The following is a 16,019-nucleotide window of genomic DNA, read 5'->3' on the forward strand; positions in this document are numbered from 1 at the left end:
TCGTCGACCCCGGTTCAGGCCATCATGTGCGCACCGGAAAAAAAGCCAGGATGGCCCCATGGATCACGATGTCGACGACAATAAGCGCAGCATTCCCCTCAACCTGACGCTGGCTCTGGCGGCACTGGTCATCATCATTGCCGGCATGAAGCTCGGCGCCGATCTGCTGGTGCCGTTGATCCTGTCGCTATTCATCGCGGTGATCTGCACCTCGCCGGTGCATTGGCTATATCGCATGGGCGTGGGGCGGCGCAGTGCCGTGTTGCTGACTCTGCTTATCATCGGCATCTTCCTGGTGCTACTCGGCTCGCTGCTGGCGAGCAGCTTGGCGACCTTCATGGAAGCCCTGCCCAAGCTCGAGGATCAGCTGCACAAGCACTATCTGAACCTGCTCAACTGGCTATCGGGCCTGGGCGTGTACATCAGACCCAAGCGGATGTCCGAGTGGCTCGACCCGACCGGCGCCACACAGCTGGTGCCGACCTTCCTCAACAGCCTGGGCAGTTTGCTGACGCAGAGCGTGCTGATCATCCTGCTGGTGATCTTCATGCTCTTCGAGACCCTGGACTTTCGCAACAAGGTGGCGCAATCGCTGGAAAATCCGGCACCGAGCCTGCGGCGGTTCAAGGAGTTCAGCTACAACCTGAAGCGCTACCTGGCGATCAAGACGCTGATCAGTCTGGTGACCGGGGCGCTGATCTTCTGCGCCTGCCTGCTGTTGGGGGTAAAGTTCCCGCTGCTCTGGGGGACGCTGGCCTTCAGCCTGAACTACATTCCCAATATCGGCTCGGCCCTGGCGGCGGTTCCCGCCGTGCTGCTGACGTTGGTGATGCCCGATGGCGGCCTGGCCAAGGCGGGGATCCTGGCCGGTGCCTATCTGGTAATCAACTTCGTGATCGGCAACCTCATCGAACCGCGGGTCATGGGCAGGACGCTGGGACTATCGACCCTGGTCGCCTTTCTGTCGCTGGTGGTGTGGGGCTGGATTCTCGGGCCGGTGGGGATGCTGCTGTCGGTGCCGCTGACGATGACCCTGAAGATAGCGCTGAACAGTCATCCTGAAACGCGTTGGCTGGCGCGTATGCTGGGTGGACGTCGCGAGTACGGTAACGGAGTGGTAACGGAACCATCGCCCCGCGTGAAGCGGGGCGATGGAGAGGGGTGAGTCCGAATCAGGCGTTCTGGTCGATGAACTGGACCAGCTGCGACTTGGACTGTGCGCCGACCAGCGAGGCGACCTTGGCACCCGACTTGAACAGCATGACGGTGGGGACGCCGCGTACGCCATGATCGGCGGCGATATCCGGCGCATCATCGACATTGACACTGACTACCTTGAGGTTGTCGGCCTTCTCGTCGGCGACTTCCTCGATCACTGGCGCCATCATCTTGCACGGGCCGCACCAGGGCGCCCAGAACTTCAGCAGGACGGGCTTGTCGGCCCCGAGAACTTCCTGCTCGAAGTTGGCTGTGGTGACATCGACGTTGTTAGCCATGTATCTCTCCAGATTGCTTGCGCGCTTCTCTTAGCGTAGTCGACCGATGGTAGCTGGCGGCCTTCGGGCTGGCAAATGCACGTTGCCGTATGCATCGATAGGCGAACGCTATGGGCGTGGCTCCGTCTTGCCGCCGGCTAGTGTGCCGACTATGATGCCTTTTATATGCCATAAAGTAATCGGTTTAAAGTGTTTTAGTTCCTTACGGAATTTAATACGTGATACGCAGAAGGCGCCCGCGGGTCAGTAGCAGCCGTCAGTAGCAATCAGGGATTCGGCATGAAATTGCAGCAGTTACGCTATATCTGGGAAGTCACCCGACACAACCTCAACGTCTCGGCGACGGCACAGAGCCTGTTCACCTCGCAGCCGGGAATCTCCAAGCAGATCCGTCTGCTCGAAGACGAGTTGGGTGTCGAGATCTTCGCCCGCAGCGGCAAGCACCTGACCCGGGTGACCCCGGCCGGCGAGTCGATCGTCGAGCTGGCCGGCGAGGTATTGCGTACCGTCGACAACATCAAGCAGGTCGCCCAGGAGCACAGCGACGAGCGCCGCGGCAGCCTGTCACTGGCCACCACGCATACCCAGGCGCGCTACGCGCTGCCTCCGCTGATCAGCGAATTCACCCGCAAGTACCCGGATGTCGCCCTGCACATGCAGCAGGGCACGCCCAAGCAGATCGCCCAGATGGTCAGCGAAGGGCTCGCCGACTTCGCGATCTGCACCGAGTCGCTGGAGTTGTTCAACGACCTGGTGTTGTTGCCGTGCTACCGCTGGAACCGCTGCATCCTGGTACCTGAGGACCATCCCCTGGCCAAGCTGGGTGAACTGACCCTCGAGCGGCTCGCCGAGTACCCGCTGGTCACCTACGTATTCGGCTTCACCGGCCGTTCGCAGCTCGACGACGCCTTCCGCGCCAAGGGGCTGACGCCCAACGTGGTGCTCACCGCCGCCGACGCTGACGTGATCAAGACCTACGTGCGCTTAGGGATGGGCGTAGGCATCGTCGCGCACATGGCGATCGATCCCGAGGCCGACGACGACCTGGTACCGCTCGATGCCAGCCACCTGTTCGCCAGTTCCACCACCAAGATCGGCATTCGTCGCGGCACCTTCATGCGCAGCTACATGTACGACTTCATCCAGCGCTTCGCGCCGCATCTCGACCGCGATCTGATCGATGCCGCCCTGGCTGCCGGGCCGCGTCACGAGCAGGAGCTTTTCACCGACGTGGAACTGCCGATGCGCTGATTGTCAGCCGACCAGGGCCGACACGCGGCCATTGAAAAACCCGCCGCGGCGGGTTTTTCAATGGAAGGAAGCTGGTTCACTCAGTGCTGCAGATGCAGCCCGCATTCGCGCTTGTCCTCGACCTTGGTGGGGTCGAAGTAGTCGAAGTTGTTGGGCAGGTCATGGCGTTGCAGGTACTGGTACATGTCCTTGGCGGTCCAGTACAGCACCGGCGCAACTTTGATCAGCCCGGCGGCGTTGACCGAGACCGGCTGCATCTGCGAGCGCTCGGCGGTGTCCTCGGCGCGCAGCGCGGTGAGCCAGACCTGCGGGTCCATCTCGCGAAGGGCGCGCGCGAACGGCTCGAGCTTGACCTCCTCGGTGAAGGCGGCGTGACGTGGATCACTGATATCCGGCAGCGGCCCGTCGACGGCTTCGCGATGGGCCCGCGAGCGGTGCGGATGATAGATCGTCAGGTTCAGCGACAGCCGCTTGGCGACTTCGTCCGCGAAGCGGTAGGTCGCCTCGGTGTTGTAGCCGGAATCCATCCATACCACGGGAATATCCGGCTGCACCTGGGTCGCCATGTGCAGGATCACCGCCTCGAAGGGCCGGAAGTTGGTCGTGCAGATGGCGCGCTTGTCGAGACTCAGCGCCCAGCGTGTCAGGCCTTCCGGGTCGTTGCCTAGCTGCTCGTTGATCGCGTCGATATTCAGGTCCATGCCGTCTCCTGGAATCGAACGGGGTAGCCCCCCGAAATGCTTCTACGGTAGCAGAGCGGCGAGCCGCCTCCCCAATACCGTTTGGTTCGAACCTTATATAGCCGAACCGAAGGTTATGGCTTTCAGTTAGAACCCGATGAGCTAGCTTCTTAGGTGTTGGGTGCACCGGCGTCGAGTGCCGCGATATTGGGGGCGGCGAGCGCTTCCATCAGCCGTCCGATCTTGGCCAGGGTCTCCTGGTATTCCTCCTCCTCATCGGAGTCGGCGACCAGCCCGCCGCCGCCCCAGATGTGCAGCCGGCCGGCATCGGCGACCACGCTGCGTATGGCGATCGAGGTATCCATGCGGCCGCGCAGGTCGACATAGCCGAGGCTGCCGCAGTAAAGGCTGCGCCGGCTGGGCTCGAGTTCGTCGATGATCTGCATCGCGCGGACCTTGGGGGCGCCGGTGATCGAGCCGCCGGGGAAGGCGGCGGCCAACAGGTCGAGCGGCGTGTGGCCCGCGGTCAGCTCGCCGCTTATCACGCTGACCAGATGGTGCACGTTGGCATAGCTCTCCAGGCCGCAGAGCTGCGGTACCCGCACGCTACCCGGTCGGCATACCCGGCCCAGGTCGTTGCGCAGGAGGTCGACGATCATCACGTTCTCGGCGCGATCCTTGGCACTGGCCTGCAGTTCGCTGGCGAGGACGCGATCCTCGGCGGGTGTGGCGCCACGCGCGCGGGTACCCTTGATCGGCCGGGTCTCGACCCGATCGGCCTCGACTGCCAGAAAACGCTCCGGCGACAGCGACAGCACGGCCTTGTCTTCCCATGCCAGGTAGCCGGCGAAGGGGGTGGGCGTGGCACGACGCAGACGCAGGTAGGCCTGCCAGGCACTGCCGGAATAGGCTGCGCTGAAACGCTGGGCGAGATTGATCTGATAGCAGTCGCCGGCATGGATATAGTGCTGGACCCGGCGGAAGCGCTCACCATAGGCGGCGCGATCGAGCTCGGCGACAAACGCTTCGCGCAACTGAAAGTCATCGACCTCGCCGGGCGGGGCCGCCAGCCAGGCAAGCGCCTGGGCGCGGCGTTCGGGCGTGGCGACCAGCCAGGCCTGCCGGGTGTGGTGATCCTCGATCAGCGCCCAGTCGTACAGCCCCAGGCGGCAGGCGGGCAGGGCGTTGACCGCCCGGGCGCGGCCGGGCAACGGTTCGAGCTGGCGATTGAGATCGTACCCCCAGTAGCCGATCAGGCCGCCGAGAAACGGCAGCTCGCTGGCCGGCGCCTCGATATCGAGGCTGTCGAGCAACGCCTGCTGGGCGGCGAACGGCGCCTTGGGCAGGGCCATCGGCGGATCGCAGCGGATGTCGCCATCGGCAGCGATCTCCAGCATCGCCAATGGGTCGCTGGCGAGGATGTCGTAGCGCCCGCCGGGTGCATCGGGATGGCCGCTATCCAGCAATACGGCGCCCGGCCGCTGACTCAGCGCGGCAAAACGTAGCGTGGGATCGCCCAGATAGGGCAGCGGGACGATATCGAGTCTAGAGGTCATGCCGGGTAATCGCGGTGAACGAACGACACATTCTATCAGCCCGCCACGTTGTCGTGCGTTTGTCGAGGTTCCGTGACGTGGCGATAATGACGCTTTTTAGCACTCGTACGTGAGGACCATGTAATGCATGCCGACTTCGCACTGCACCAGGGCGTGCTGCGCCGTCCCGACCAGCTTTGTGCCTGGCGCCGTCTCGAGCGGGCCGATGGCCGCGGGTGCGGCACGCTGCTGTTGCTGCATGGGGCCGGAGTGGCCGGCGAACTCACCTGGGGGGCGATGGTCGGTTATCTGAATGCCTGGCAGACCCTGCTGATTCCCGACTTGCGCGGCATGGGCAAGACTCACGATCCCGATCACGGCGAACGGTCCTTCGAGCTCGATGCGGTGGTCGACGACGTGCTGGCGCTGCTCGACGAGCAGCGTATCGAGCGCCTGGCGGTAGTCGGCTACTCGTTCGGCGGACTGGTGGCGATGCGTCTCAAGCAGCGCCTGGGCGAGCGCATCGGCGGCCTGGGCCTGCTCGAGCCGGCGCTCCTGGAACGTGCCGATCACGCCGCGATGGTCCAGGTGCGCGAGCACTACGCCGAGGCCGCGGAACGCTTGCGCGGCCTCGGCGATCCCGGCGCCGGCGTCGCCGCCTTCCTCGATCTGATCGCGCCCAACCGGACGCGCAATCCGCGTGCCGAGCGACTCTCTCATCGGCGCCTGGCACGGCGACCGCTGGGGTTCGCCAATGCCCTGGATTGCGTGACCCGCGCCGTTCATCGATTGGATCGCGAGGCGCTGCTCGCTGACCAGCGCAATGTGATCAGCCTGGTCGGCGGCAAGAGCCTCGAGCCCATGAAGGACTACCATGCCGCGCTCGACAGCGCCCGCGACGACTGGCGCTTCGTCGAGGTGCCGGGCACCGACCATTCACTGCCGTTTCAGAAACCGCGGCGCATCGGCGAGCTGTTGCTCGAACACTTGGCGCCCGGCCGAGCTCATTGTCGACAACATGTCACATGACGCCACCTGCGATGTACGTCGAAAGGTGTAGCGGTTTATTTCGACACGGGATTGACGGGCTATCGGCCGCTGGCTAGAGTGCTTACTTCTCTCGATTGTCGACAATGGTAAGCAAAACCATGCAGGACAGCGACGTACCCGAAGTCCGCACGCTCGCCGAGCGGGTATTCAACCAGTTGCAGGACGCCATCGTGCGCGGCGAACTGGCACCCGGCACCAAGATCACCGAGCCGGGGCTCGCCGCGGCCTACGGCATCTCTCGCGGGCCGCTGCGCGAAGCGATGCGCCGCCTTGAGACCCATCGCCTGATCGAGCGGGTGCCGCACGTCGGCGCGCGGGTGGTCAAGCTATCGATGAAGGAACTGCTCGAGCTGTTCGACGTGCGCGAGGCGATGGAGAGCATGGCCGCGCGGCTGGCCGCCCGCCACATGAGCGCCGAGGAGATCGCCGGGTTGCGCGAGGTCCTGGCGGTTCACGAGCGCCAGACCGACCTGTCACGCGGCGAAGCCTACTATCAGCGCGAAGGCGATCTCGATTTTCACTACCGCATCGTGCTCGGCAGTCACAACCGCATGTTGATGACGCTGTTGTGCGACGACCTGTACTACCTGGTGCGCCTGTATCGCACCCAGTTCAGCGCCAGCGGCGCCCGTCCGCAGCGGGCCTTCGTCGAGCACCATCGCATCGTCGACGCCATCGAGGCCGGCGACGAGGAGCTCGCCGAGCTGCTGATGCGCCGCCACGTCAGCGCCTCCCGCGAGAATGTCGCGCAACGCTATGCCGCGGTCCTAGAAGAGGAAGCCGATACGACCGTGACCCCCATCCAGAGGAAATCGTCATGACCCGAACGACTCCCGGGGCGCGCTTTCGCGCCGCGCTCGAGGCCCATCGGCCGCTGCCCATCGTCGGCACCATCAATGCCTATACCGCGCTGATGGCCGACAAGGTCGGGCACCCGGCGATCTATCTCTCCGGCGGCGGCGTCGCCAACGCGTCGTTCGGCCTGCCCGACCTGGGCATGACCACCATGAACGACGTGGTCGAGGACGCTCATCGCATCACCGGCGCCACCGATGTGCCGCTGCTGGTCGACATCGATACCGGCTGGGGCGGGGCCTTCAACATCGCCCGCACCATCAAGGAGATGGGCCGCGCCGGGGTGGCGGCGGTACATATCGAGGACCAGGTGGCGCAGAAGCGCTGCGGTCATCGGCCCAACAAGGCGATCGTCTCGCAGCAGGAGATGGTCGATCGCATCAAGTCCGCGGCGGATGCCCGGCTCGATCCCGATTTCTACCTGATCGCGCGCACCGACGCCTTTCAGAAGGAGGGCCTGGAAGCGGCCGTCGCCCGTGCCAATGCCTGCGTCGAGGCCGGCGCCGATGCGATCTTCGCCGAGGCGGTGCACAGCCTCGACGATTACCGCGCCTTCTGCGAAGGCGTCGACGCGCCGATCCTCGCCAACATCACCGAATTCGGCGCCACGCCGCTTTTTACCCAGGCCGAGCTGGGCGAGGTCGGCTGCCGGATGGTGCTCTATCCGCTGTCGGCGTTTCGCGCCATGAACGCCGCCGCGCTCAAGGTCTATCGCAGCATTCACGAGCAGGGCCATCAGCACGACGTGGTGGACCTGATGCAGACCCGCGACGAACTCTACGATTTTCTCGACTACCACGCCTTCGAGAACAAGCTCGATGCGCTGTTTGATCAGGAAAAATGAGCGCGGGTACAGGTTCGGTCGGAAATAGCCGAGCCAGCGCAGACGATTTAAAACAAGGAGACACGTCATGGCAGAGAAGACCTCCAACACCGCCGGCCTGCGCGGCCAAAGCGCCGGCAGTACTGCGCTATGCACCGTCGGCAAGGAAGGCTCGGGCCTGACCTACCGCGGTTACGACATTCACGACCTGGCCGAGCATGCGCGCTTCGAGGAAGTCGCCTACCTGCTGCTCAAGGGCAAGCTGCCGACCCAGGCCGAGCTCGACGCCTACGTCGCCAAGCTCAAGACCCTGCGCGGCCTGCCCAATGCGCTCAAGGCGGTGCTCGAGCAGATTCCCGCCGACGCCCACCCGATGGACGTGATGCGCACCGGCGCGTCGATGCTCGGCAATCTCGAGACCGAGGAGCGCTTCGACGAGCAGCAGGACCAGTCCGATCGTATGCTCGCGGCGTTCCCCTCGATCATCAACTACTGGTATCGCTACTCCCACGACGGCGTGCGCATCGATACCGAGACCGACGACGAGTCGATCGGCGGCCATTTTCTGCACCTGCTGCACGGCAAGCCGGCTTCCGAACTGCACGCGCGGGTCATGAACGTCTCGCTGATCCTCTATGCCGAGCACGAGTTCAATGCCTCGACGTTCACCGCCCGGGTCTGCGCCTCGACACTCTCGGACATCCACAGCTGCGTGACCGGGGCGATCGGTTCGCTGCGCGGTCCGTTGCACGGCGGCGCCAACGAGGCGGCGATGGCGATGATCGAGAATTGGCAGAGCCCCGACGAGGCCGAGCGCGAGATCCTCGCCATGCTCGAGCGCAAGGACAAGATCATGGGCTTCGGCCATGCGATCTATCGCGACTCCGATCCGCGCAACGCGATCATCAAGCATTGGTCCAAGAAACTCGCCGAGGATGTCGGCGACCATCGCCTCTACCCGGTGTCGGAGCGTGTCGAGGAAGTCATGTGGCGCGAGAAGAAGCTGTTCTGCAACGCCGACTTCTTCCACGCCAGCGCCTATCACTTCATGGGCATTCCCACCAAGCTGTTCACTCCGATCTTCGTCTGTTCGCGGTTGACCGGTTGGTGCGCCCACGTCTTCGAGCAGCGCGAGAACAACCGCATCATCCGCCCCAGCGCGGATTACACCGGGCCGGAGAAGCAGGAATGGCTGCCGATCGAACAACGCAAGTGAGCCTACGGCGCGGTGGCGCGCGGCTTCGGGCGCGCATAAAGAGAACCGGGCCGGAGAAGCAGGAATGGCTGCCGATCGAGCAGCGTCAATAGTATTGGCTTCGAGCTTCGAGCTTCGAGCTTCGAGCTTCGAGCTTCGAGCTTCGAGCCCGGTGATGAATAACGAATCCAAGGAAATGCCATGAGTGCCAACGTCGAACAGAATCAACGCCCCGATTACGATCCCGAGCTACAGCGGATCGCCGACTACGTGCTCGGCTACCGCATCGACAGCCAGGAAGCGCTGGATACCGCCCGCAATTGTTTGATGGACACGCTGGGCTGCGGCCTTTTGGCACTGCGCTTTCCCGAGTGCACCAAGCACCTGGGGCCGCTGGTGGAAGGCACCGTGGTGCCGCATGGCGCGCGAGTGCCGGGTACCCAGCTGCGCCTCGACCCGGTCAAGGCGGCCTGGGACATCGGCGCGATCATCCGCTGGCTGGACTACAACGACACCTGGCTGGCCGCCGAGTGGGGCCATCCGTCGGACAATCTGGGGGCGATCCTCGCCGTCGCCGATCACCTCTCGCAGCAGCGCGTGGCGCGAGGCGAGGCGCCGCTGACCATGCGCGACGTGCTCGAAGCGATGATCATGGCCCACGAGATCCAGGGCGTGCTGGCGCTGGAAAACTCCTTCAACCGCGTCGGGCTCGATCATGTGGTACTGGTCAAGGTCGCCTCGACCGCGGTGGTCGCCAAGCTGATGGGCGCCGACCGCGAGCAGCTGCTAGCGGCGCTGTCGCACGCCTTCGTCGACGGCCAGTCGCTGCGTACCTATCGCCACGCGCCCAATGCCGGCTCGCGCAAGTCGTGGGCGGCGGGGGATGCCACTTCGCGGGCGGTGCGCCTGGCCGATATCGCCATGCGCGGCGAGATGGGCATCCCGGGCGTGCTCAGCGCGCCGCAGTGGGGCTTCTACGATGTGCTGTTCTCCAAGACCAACAAGGATCAGCAGGTCAAGCCCGAGGGGCAGCGGCGCTTCAGCGTGTCGCAGGAGTACGGCAGCTACGTGATGGAAAACGTGCTGTTCAAGATCTCCTTCCCCGCCGAATTCCACTCGCAGACCGCCTGCGAGGCGGCGGTACGGTTGCACCCGCAGGTCAAGGATCGCCTCGGCGAGATCGAGCGCATCGTCATCACCACCCATGAGTCGGCGATCCGCATCATCTCCAAGGTCGGCGAGCTGGCCAACCCGGCCGACCGCGATCACTGCCTGCAGTACATGACCGCGGTGCCGCTGGCGTTCGGCAACCTGGTCGCCGAGCACTACGAGGACGGCTTCCATGCCGACAACCCGATCATCGACGAACTGCGCGCCAAGATGGTGATCAAGGAGGACGAGCGCTACAGCCGCGAGTACCTGGAGGCCGACAAGCGCTCGATCGCCAACGCCATCCAGGTATTCTTCACCGACGGCAGCAAGACCGAGCAGATCGCCATAGAGTATCCGGTCGGCCATCGCCGGCGCCGCGAGGAGGGCATCCCGCTGCTCGAGGCCAAGTTCAAGGCCAATCTGGCGACGCGCTTCCCGGCCGCGCGCAGCGCGCGGATCTTCGAACTGTGCAAGGATCAGGCGCGACTCGAGAGCACAGCCGTCGATCAGTTCATGGAGCTGTTCGTGATCTGATCGTCAGGCCGGTCTGAAATGAAAGGAGCGCCCCATGGGGCGCTCCTTTCATTCATGGGCAGACGATTGTCACTGCTGCCCGCCGCGCTCCAGCTTGTCGATCAGCGCATCCAGGTCGGCCTCGTCCATCGCCGGTTCGCCGGCGATGCGATGCGATTCGTCGGCCCAGGCGCCGAGATCGAGCAACCGACAGCGCTTGGAGCAGAACGGCCGGTAGGGATTGTCGCCGGTCCATTCGACGCTTTTACGGCATTGCGGACAGGCGACTTGCAGCGGGCGATTGGATGGCGCGGCGTCGTGCGGGGCATCGTTGCGTGAATCCTGGGTCATGATGAGTCACCGGTTGGGCGGGTGGATGTGGCGGCGAGTTCGCGATAACGGGCATCGAGCCGCGCGACTTGGGCGACGAGCGCATCGAGATCGCCGCCATTGTCGATCACGTCGTCGGCCTTGGCCAGACGCTCGTCGCGGGGCATCTGGGCGGCGAGGATGGCGCGGGCCTGGGCTTCGTCGACGCCGTCGCGCGCGGTGGTGCGAGCCAGTTGCAGCGCCTCGGGCACGTCGATCACCAGGCTGCGATCGACCAGTCGATACTGGCCCGACTCGAACAGAAGCGGCGAGACCAGTAGGTGGTAGGACGCGCCGCTTTCACGCATGCGCTCGAGGTGCGTCAGCAGGCGCTCGCGGACCCGTGGGTGGGTCACCGATTCCAGCCAGGCGCGCTCGCCGGGCTCGGTGAAGACGATGGCGCGCAGCCGGCGCCGATCGAGCCGGCCGTCGGCGTCGAGTACCTGATCGCCGAAATGCGCGGCGATCTCGGCCAGTGCCGGCTCGCCGGGCTCGACGATCTCGCGGGCCACGTCGTCGGCATCGACCCAGGGCACGCCGTGCGCGGCGAAGGCCCGGGCGACGGCACTCTTGCCGGCGGCGATGCCGCCGGTCACGCCGATGGTCAGGGGGCGATTCACGGTCAGTCCTTCTAGTGTAATGACGGAATGCGCTTAGCCTAGCAACAGCGACCGATAGGTCGCCATCAGGGGCTCGCCATAGAGCAGTGCGATCCAGCCGGCCATGGCCAGGAAAGGCCCGAAGGGCAGCGGCATGCCGCGCAGCCGGGGAATCGTCAATTGCACGATCGCGCCGATCACCGCGCCGACCCCGGCTGACAGGATCAGCAGCAACGGCAGCATCGGCCAGCCCAGCCAGGCACCCAGCGCGGCGAGCAGCTTGAAGTCGCCGTAGCCCATGCCTTCCTTGCCGGTAATCAGCTTGAACAGCCAATAGAAGACCCACAGCACCAGGTAGCCGGCGACGGCACCGATCACCGCGCTGGGCAGTTGCCAAGGCTGGAAGCCCAACTGGTAGAGCAGCCCGGCCCAGAGTAGCGGCAGGGTCAGCACGTCCGGCAATAGCTGAGTGCGTAGATCGATCACCGCCAGCGCGAGCAGGGTCAGGCAGGCGCCGGTCAGCGCCAGGCTGGCCAGCGTGGCGCCGTGCAGGGCGACCACCGCCACCGCCAGCACGCCGCCGGCGAGTTCGATCAGTGGATAGCGCGCGCTGATCGGCTGGCTGCAGTGGGCGCAGCGTCCGCGACGCTTGAGATAGCCGAATAGTGGAACGTTGTCATGCCAGGCGATACTCGCGGCGCAGTTGGGGCAGTGCGAGCCCGGCGTGACCAGATTGACCCGCGGCAGCTCGGCGACTTCCGGATCGGCATCCATCTGCAGTGCCGCGCGGGCCTCCTCGTGCCACTGGCGCATCAGCATCGGTGGCAGCCGGGCGATCACCACGTTGACGAACGAGCCCAGGCACAGGCCCAGCACCGCGACCAGCGGCCATAATAATAAGGGGGGAAACGCGAGAGGCAAAAAAAGCTCCTTGGGTGGGGCGTGTCGCGCCCTTGGCGCTGATGAAATGGCGGCTGCAGAATTATTCACGCAGGGTTACACAATAGCTGCGGGAATCAGCGAGCGATGGCCAGGCGCGGCAAAAGCCAGCGCAGATGCGGAGTTTAGCAGCGCTAAATGAGCATTCTAAGCTGGCTTTTAACAAAGCATGGCCGAGCGCAGCGATTTCCCCTTATATGGCGTTGCCCAGCTCGAAGATCGGCAAATACATCGAAACGACCAGGCCACCGACCAGCACCCCCAGCACCACGATGATGAACGGCTCGAGCAGCGAGGTCAGGGCATCGACCTTGTTGTCGACTTCTTCCTCGTAGAAGTCGGCGACCTTGTTGAGCATGGTGTCCATCGAGCCGGCTTCCTCGCCGATGCTGACCATCTGCACCGCCAAGGTCGGGAACAGGTTGCCGGTACGCATCGCGAAGTGCAGCTGCTGGCCGTTGGAGACGTCGTCGCGAATGCGCAGGATGGCGCGCTCGTAGACGTAGTTGCCGGTCGCCCCGGAGGCGGTCTCCAGCGATTCGACCAGCGGCACGCCGGCCGAGAAGGTCGTCGCCAGGGTGCGCGAATAGCGCGCCACCGCCGACTTGTCGAGAATGTCGCCGATCACCGGCAGCTTGAGCGCGAGCTTGTGCACTCGGTAGGCGAACGCCGGCGAGCGCCTGGTGCCCTGGACGAGGCCGACGATCGCCGCGACGACGATCGCCAGGCCGGGCAGCCAGTAGGCCTGGGCGAATTCCGAAAGCGTGATGGTCATGCGCGTCATCGCCGGCAGTTCGGCGCCGAAGCCGGCGAACAGGCTCTCGAACTGGGGCACGACCTTGACCAGCAGCAGCGCGGTGACGCCGACGCCGACCGCGAGTACCGCGACCGGATAGTAGAGTGCCTTTCGCACCCGCGACTTGAGCGATTCGACTTTCTCCTTGTAGGTCGCCACGCGCTCGAGCATTCGATCCAGCGCACCGGACTGCTCGCCGGCATCGACCATGTTGGTGAACAGCCGGTCGAAATGACGCGGATGCTGGCGCAGCGCATCGGAGAAACTGGAACCGGCGGCCACCTCGTCGGCGAGCTTTTGCACCAGGTTGCGCATCGCCGGGTTCTTGAGACTCTCGGTGACCACGTTGAAGGCCTGCAGCACCGGCACCCCCGCGCGGATCATGGTCGCCATCTGTCGCGAGAACAGCATCACGTCGCGGGCCTTGATGCGCCCCGAACCGCCGAACAGGCTGCTCTTCTTGCGAATACTGCTGACGACCACGCCCTGCTTGGCGAGTTCGCGCTCGACCTCGCCGCGCAGGGCCGCGACGATCTCGCCGTCGACGACCTGGCCGCGGCTGTTCTTGCCTTTCCAGCGCCAGCGGTAGAGCTGGGTCTTTTCACGTCCGTCGCGTGCCTTGCGGGACTGCGGGCGCTTGGCGGAGGTGCTTGAGGTAGTAGCCATTGTCGGTTCCCTGCGCCGTCGTGGGCGCCCGTGCGATCGATTATGCTATCGACCGCGTTGGCGCGGTCTTTATAGATAGGCGCCCTCTGCGGGGCTTTTAATCCTTGGTGACGCGATTGATCTCCTCGAGGCTGGTCAGGCCTTCGAGGACCTTCTGCAGGCCGCTGCGTCGCAGGTCGGGGTAGCCCTCCTGGCGAGCGGCATCGTCGATATCCATGGCGTTGGCTTCCTGCATGATCAGCCGGCCGATCTTTGAGCGAATCGGCACCACCTCGTAGATGCCCAGCCGGCCCTGATAACCCAGCGTGCACTGGTTGCAGCCCACCGGCTGGTAGATCGTCGCACCGGCGAGCTCCTCGTCGCTGAAGCCTTCCTCGTGCAACGCCTCGCGCGGGATGTCGGCGGGCTTCTTGCAATGGCTGCACAGCTTGCGGGCCAGCCGCTGGGCGATGATCAGCGACACGGAGCTTGCGATGTTGAACGGCGCGATGCCCATGTTGCGCAGACGGGTCAGGGTTTCCGCCGCCGAGTTGGTGTGCAGCGTCGACAGCACCAGGTGACCGGTCTGCGAGGCCTTGACGGCGATCTCGGCGGTTTCCAGGTCGCGAATCTCGCCGACCATCACCACGTCGGGGTCCTGGCGCAGGAAGGCGCGCAGCGCCGAGGCGAAATCCAGGCCGATCTTGGGCAGCACGTTGACCTGGTTGATGCCCGGCATCTTGATCTCCACCGGGTCTTCGGCGGTGGAGATGTTGCGCTCGTCGGTATTGAGGATATTGAGCCCGGTATACAGCGTCACCGTCTTGCCGCTGCCGGTGGGCCCGGTGACCAGGATCATGCCCTGCGGCTGGCCGAGGGCCGTCTCGTAGATCGCCTTCTGGGTCGGGGTGAAGCCCAGCGCGTCGATACCCAGCTTGGCCGATGCCGAATCGAGGATACGCAGCACGATCTTCTCGCCGTAGACGGTGGGCAGCGAGTTGACGCGGAAGTCGATCGAGCGGCTCTTGGAGAGCTTGAGCTTGATCGCGCCGTCCTGCGGTAGGCGGCGCTCGGAAATGTCCAGCCGCGCCATCACCTTGAGTCGCGCGGCGATGCGCGTGCGCATGTTGAAGGGCGGACGGGCGACCTCGAGCAGGATGCCGTCGATACGCAGGCGAATCCGGTAGCTGGTCTCGTAGGGCTCGAAGTGAATGTCCGAGGCGCCGCGGCGAATGGCGTCGAGCAGGATCTTGTTGACGTACTTGACCACCGGCGCGTCGTCGCTCGAGGCGCTGATGTTGGGGCCATCGTCCTCTTCCACGCCCTCGACGTTGCCGTACTCCAACCCGTCTAGACCTTCCTCCTCGTCCAGCGCCTCGAGCATATTGTCGGCGTCGGCCTGGGCCAGGTAGCTCTCGACTGCCGGTTCGAGCTGGTCGATCGGCGCCAGCACGCCCTCGACCGACAGCCCGGTGGCGAACTGCAATTCGTCGAGCATCGCCAACGACGAGGGGTAGGGCACCGCCACGGTCAGCCGGTGGCCGACGCGGATCAATGGCAGGATGCAGTGGCGGCGCAACACCTGATCGGGCATGTCGCGGTGCGGGGGCAGGATCTCCTTGCGCAGCGCGTCGAGGTCGACGATCGGCAGGCCGTATTCGTGGGCCGCCGCCTGGGTCGCCTCGCGTGCCGGCACCAGGCCAGTGTCGATGACGTGCTTTAAGAGCGAGGTTTCCTGGCGACTGGCCTCCTGCTCGGCCTGTTGGAGCGCCGCCGCGTCGACTAGGCCCTCGGCGAGCAGCCGTCGCGACAGGCCGCGCAGCCCATCGCCGGCGGCATTCTGGGACGCTCGCGCCAGCGGTGAATGGTCTCCGGCGCCTGGGCCGGCAGTATGAGAGGGCTGGTAGGAGGTCATGGCTGGATCGTTGGCCTCGTTGAGCTGCGCTCGGCATGAACAAGCATGGAGAAAACGGGCGCCGATAGGGGGCGCCTAGTATTTCTACCTTACCTCAAACCGGCGTTTGACGCGCAATAACCCATGAATGCCTGCGCTATTCGAAGCATGGCCTTGTCGAGCGCCACGTATGCTGGGGACATGGGCGAATGCAGGGGTCGATGGCG

15 protein-coding genes are annotated in these 16,019 nt (G+C 64.8%); 7 read left to right on the top strand and 8 right to left on the bottom strand.

What is annotated here, in order from left to right; genetic code table 11:
• Positions 1-58: 58 nt before the first annotated feature.
• Positions 59-1,165, top strand: a complete 1,107-nt coding sequence (locus tag R6258_RS07310) for an AI-2E family transporter (RefSeq protein WP_318449007.1) — start codon at positions 59-61, stop codon at positions 1,163-1,165.
• Positions 1,166-1,172: 7 nt separating this feature from the next.
• Here R6258_RS07310 and trxA read toward each other — a convergent pair whose 3' ends face one another.
• A complete protein-coding gene (gene trxA, locus R6258_RS07315; protein ID WP_136065659.1) occupies positions 1,173-1,496 on the bottom strand; it encodes a thioredoxin in 324 nt (107 codons plus the stop codon).
• A gap of 279 nt (positions 1,497-1,775) precedes the next feature.
• On the opposite strand from trxA, the gene cysB reads away from it, so the two are divergent.
• Complete coding sequence (gene cysB / locus R6258_RS07320; protein WP_318449008.1) at positions 1,776-2,747, top strand: HTH-type transcriptional regulator CysB; 972 nt, start codon at positions 1,776-1,778, stop codon at positions 2,745-2,747.
• Between the two features lie 80 nt (positions 2,748-2,827).
• Here cysB and R6258_RS07325 read toward each other — a convergent pair whose 3' ends face one another.
• On the bottom strand, positions 2,828-3,448 hold the full coding sequence (locus tag R6258_RS07325) for a phosphoadenosine phosphosulfate reductase family protein (protein ID WP_318449009.1): 621 nt from the start codon (positions 3,446-3,448) through the stop codon (positions 2,828-2,830).
• Positions 3,449-3,597: 149 nt separating this feature from the next.
• Positions 3,598-4,983, bottom strand: a complete 1,386-nt coding sequence (pabB, locus tag R6258_RS07330) for an aminodeoxychorismate synthase component I (RefSeq protein WP_318449010.1) — start codon at positions 4,981-4,983, stop codon at positions 3,598-3,600.
• Positions 4,984-5,106: 123 nt separating this feature from the next.
• Here pabB and R6258_RS07335 point away from each other — a divergent pair, with 123 nt between their 5' ends.
• From R6258_RS07335 to prpD, 5 genes are all read left to right on the top strand, one after another.
• Entirely contained in the window at positions 5,107-5,991 is an 885-nt protein-coding gene (locus R6258_RS07335) for an alpha/beta hydrolase (protein ID WP_318449011.1), read from the top strand.
• A 104-nt stretch (positions 5,992-6,095) separates the two neighbouring features.
• A complete protein-coding gene (locus R6258_RS07340; RefSeq protein WP_318449012.1) occupies positions 6,096-6,833 on the top strand; it encodes a GntR family transcriptional regulator in 738 nt (245 codons plus the stop codon).
• Positions 6,830-7,711: a methylisocitrate lyase gene (gene prpB, locus R6258_RS07345; RefSeq protein ID WP_318449013.1), complete on the top strand. Its 882-nt coding sequence runs from the start codon at positions 6,830-6,832 to the stop codon at positions 7,709-7,711. The genes R6258_RS07340 and prpB overlap by 4 nt, the downstream gene beginning before the upstream one ends.
• A 67-nt stretch (positions 7,712-7,778) precedes the next feature.
• The gene (gene prpC / locus R6258_RS07350) at positions 7,779-8,906 is read left to right on the top strand and encodes a 2-methylcitrate synthase (protein ID WP_318449014.1); all 1,128 of its coding nucleotides are present in this window, start codon (positions 7,779-7,781) and stop codon (positions 8,904-8,906) included.
• A gap of 180 nt (positions 8,907-9,086) precedes the next feature.
• The gene (prpD, locus tag R6258_RS07355) at positions 9,087-10,571 is read left to right on the top strand and encodes a 2-methylcitrate dehydratase (RefSeq protein WP_318449015.1); all 1,485 of its coding nucleotides are present in this window, start codon (positions 9,087-9,089) and stop codon (positions 10,569-10,571) included.
• A gap of 69 nt (positions 10,572-10,640) precedes the next feature.
• Here the strand turns inward: prpD and yacG are convergent, their stop codons facing one another.
• From yacG to pilB, 5 genes are all read right to left on the bottom strand, one after another.
• On the bottom strand, positions 10,641-10,901 hold the full coding sequence (yacG, locus tag R6258_RS07360; RefSeq protein WP_318449016.1) for a DNA gyrase inhibitor YacG: 261 nt from the start codon (positions 10,899-10,901) through the stop codon (positions 10,641-10,643).
• Positions 10,898-11,545, bottom strand: a complete 648-nt coding sequence (coaE, locus tag R6258_RS07365) for a dephospho-CoA kinase (RefSeq protein WP_412176364.1) — start codon at positions 11,543-11,545, stop codon at positions 10,898-10,900. The genes yacG and coaE overlap by 4 nt, the downstream gene beginning before the upstream one ends.
• A 27-nt stretch (positions 11,546-11,572) precedes the next feature.
• Positions 11,573-12,439 (bottom strand): A24 family peptidase, encoded by an 867-nt coding sequence (locus R6258_RS07370; protein WP_318449018.1) that lies wholly within the window; start codon positions 12,437-12,439, stop codon positions 11,573-11,575.
• A gap of 211 nt (positions 12,440-12,650) precedes the next feature.
• Entirely contained in the window at positions 12,651-13,919 is a 1,269-nt protein-coding gene (locus R6258_RS07375) for a type II secretion system F family protein (protein WP_318449019.1), read from the bottom strand.
• Positions 13,920-14,016: 97 nt separating this feature from the next.
• The gene (pilB, locus tag R6258_RS07380) at positions 14,017-15,813 is read right to left on the bottom strand and encodes a type IV-A pilus assembly ATPase PilB (RefSeq protein WP_318449020.1); all 1,797 of its coding nucleotides are present in this window, start codon (positions 15,811-15,813) and stop codon (positions 14,017-14,019) included.
• Positions 15,814-16,019 lie beyond the last annotated feature (206 nt).

It is taken from the genome of Halomonas sp. HP20-15, from assembly GCF_033446685.1.
GTDB lineage: Bacteria > Pseudomonadota > Gammaproteobacteria > Pseudomonadales > Halomonadaceae > Modicisalibacter.

Coding starts and splice junctions, on each gene's coding strand:
- R6258_RS07310 (WP_318449007.1), top strand. CDS start 59: ATGGATCACGATGTCGACGACAATAAGCGCAGCATTCCCCTCAACCTG.
- trxA (WP_136065659.1), bottom strand. CDS start 1,496: ATGGCTAACAACGTCGATGTCACCACAGCCAACTTCGAGCAGGAAGTT.
- cysB (WP_318449008.1), top strand. CDS start 1,776: ATGAAATTGCAGCAGTTACGCTATATCTGGGAAGTCACCCGACACAAC.
- R6258_RS07325 (WP_318449009.1), bottom strand. CDS start 3,448: ATGGACCTGAATATCGACGCGATCAACGAGCAGCTAGGCAACGACCCG.
- pabB (WP_318449010.1), bottom strand. CDS start 4,983: ATGACCTCTAGACTCGATATCGTCCCGCTGCCCTATCTGGGCGATCCC.
- R6258_RS07335 (WP_318449011.1), top strand. CDS start 5,107: ATGCATGCCGACTTCGCACTGCACCAGGGCGTGCTGCGCCGTCCCGAC.
- R6258_RS07340 (WP_318449012.1), top strand. CDS start 6,096: ATGGTAAGCAAAACCATGCAGGACAGCGACGTACCCGAAGTCCGCACG.
- prpB (WP_318449013.1), top strand. CDS start 6,830: ATGACCCGAACGACTCCCGGGGCGCGCTTTCGCGCCGCGCTCGAGGCC.
- prpC (WP_318449014.1), top strand. CDS start 7,779: ATGGCAGAGAAGACCTCCAACACCGCCGGCCTGCGCGGCCAAAGCGCC.
- prpD (WP_318449015.1), top strand. CDS start 9,087: ATGAGTGCCAACGTCGAACAGAATCAACGCCCCGATTACGATCCCGAG.
- yacG (WP_318449016.1), bottom strand. CDS start 10,901: ATGACCCAGGATTCACGCAACGATGCCCCGCACGACGCCGCGCCATCC.
- R6258_RS07375 (WP_318449019.1), bottom strand. CDS start 13,919: ATGGCTACTACCTCAAGCACCTCCGCCAAGCGCCCGCAGTCCCGCAAG.
- pilB (WP_318449020.1), bottom strand. CDS start 15,813: ATGACCTCCTACCAGCCCTCTCATACTGCCGGCCCAGGCGCCGGAGAC.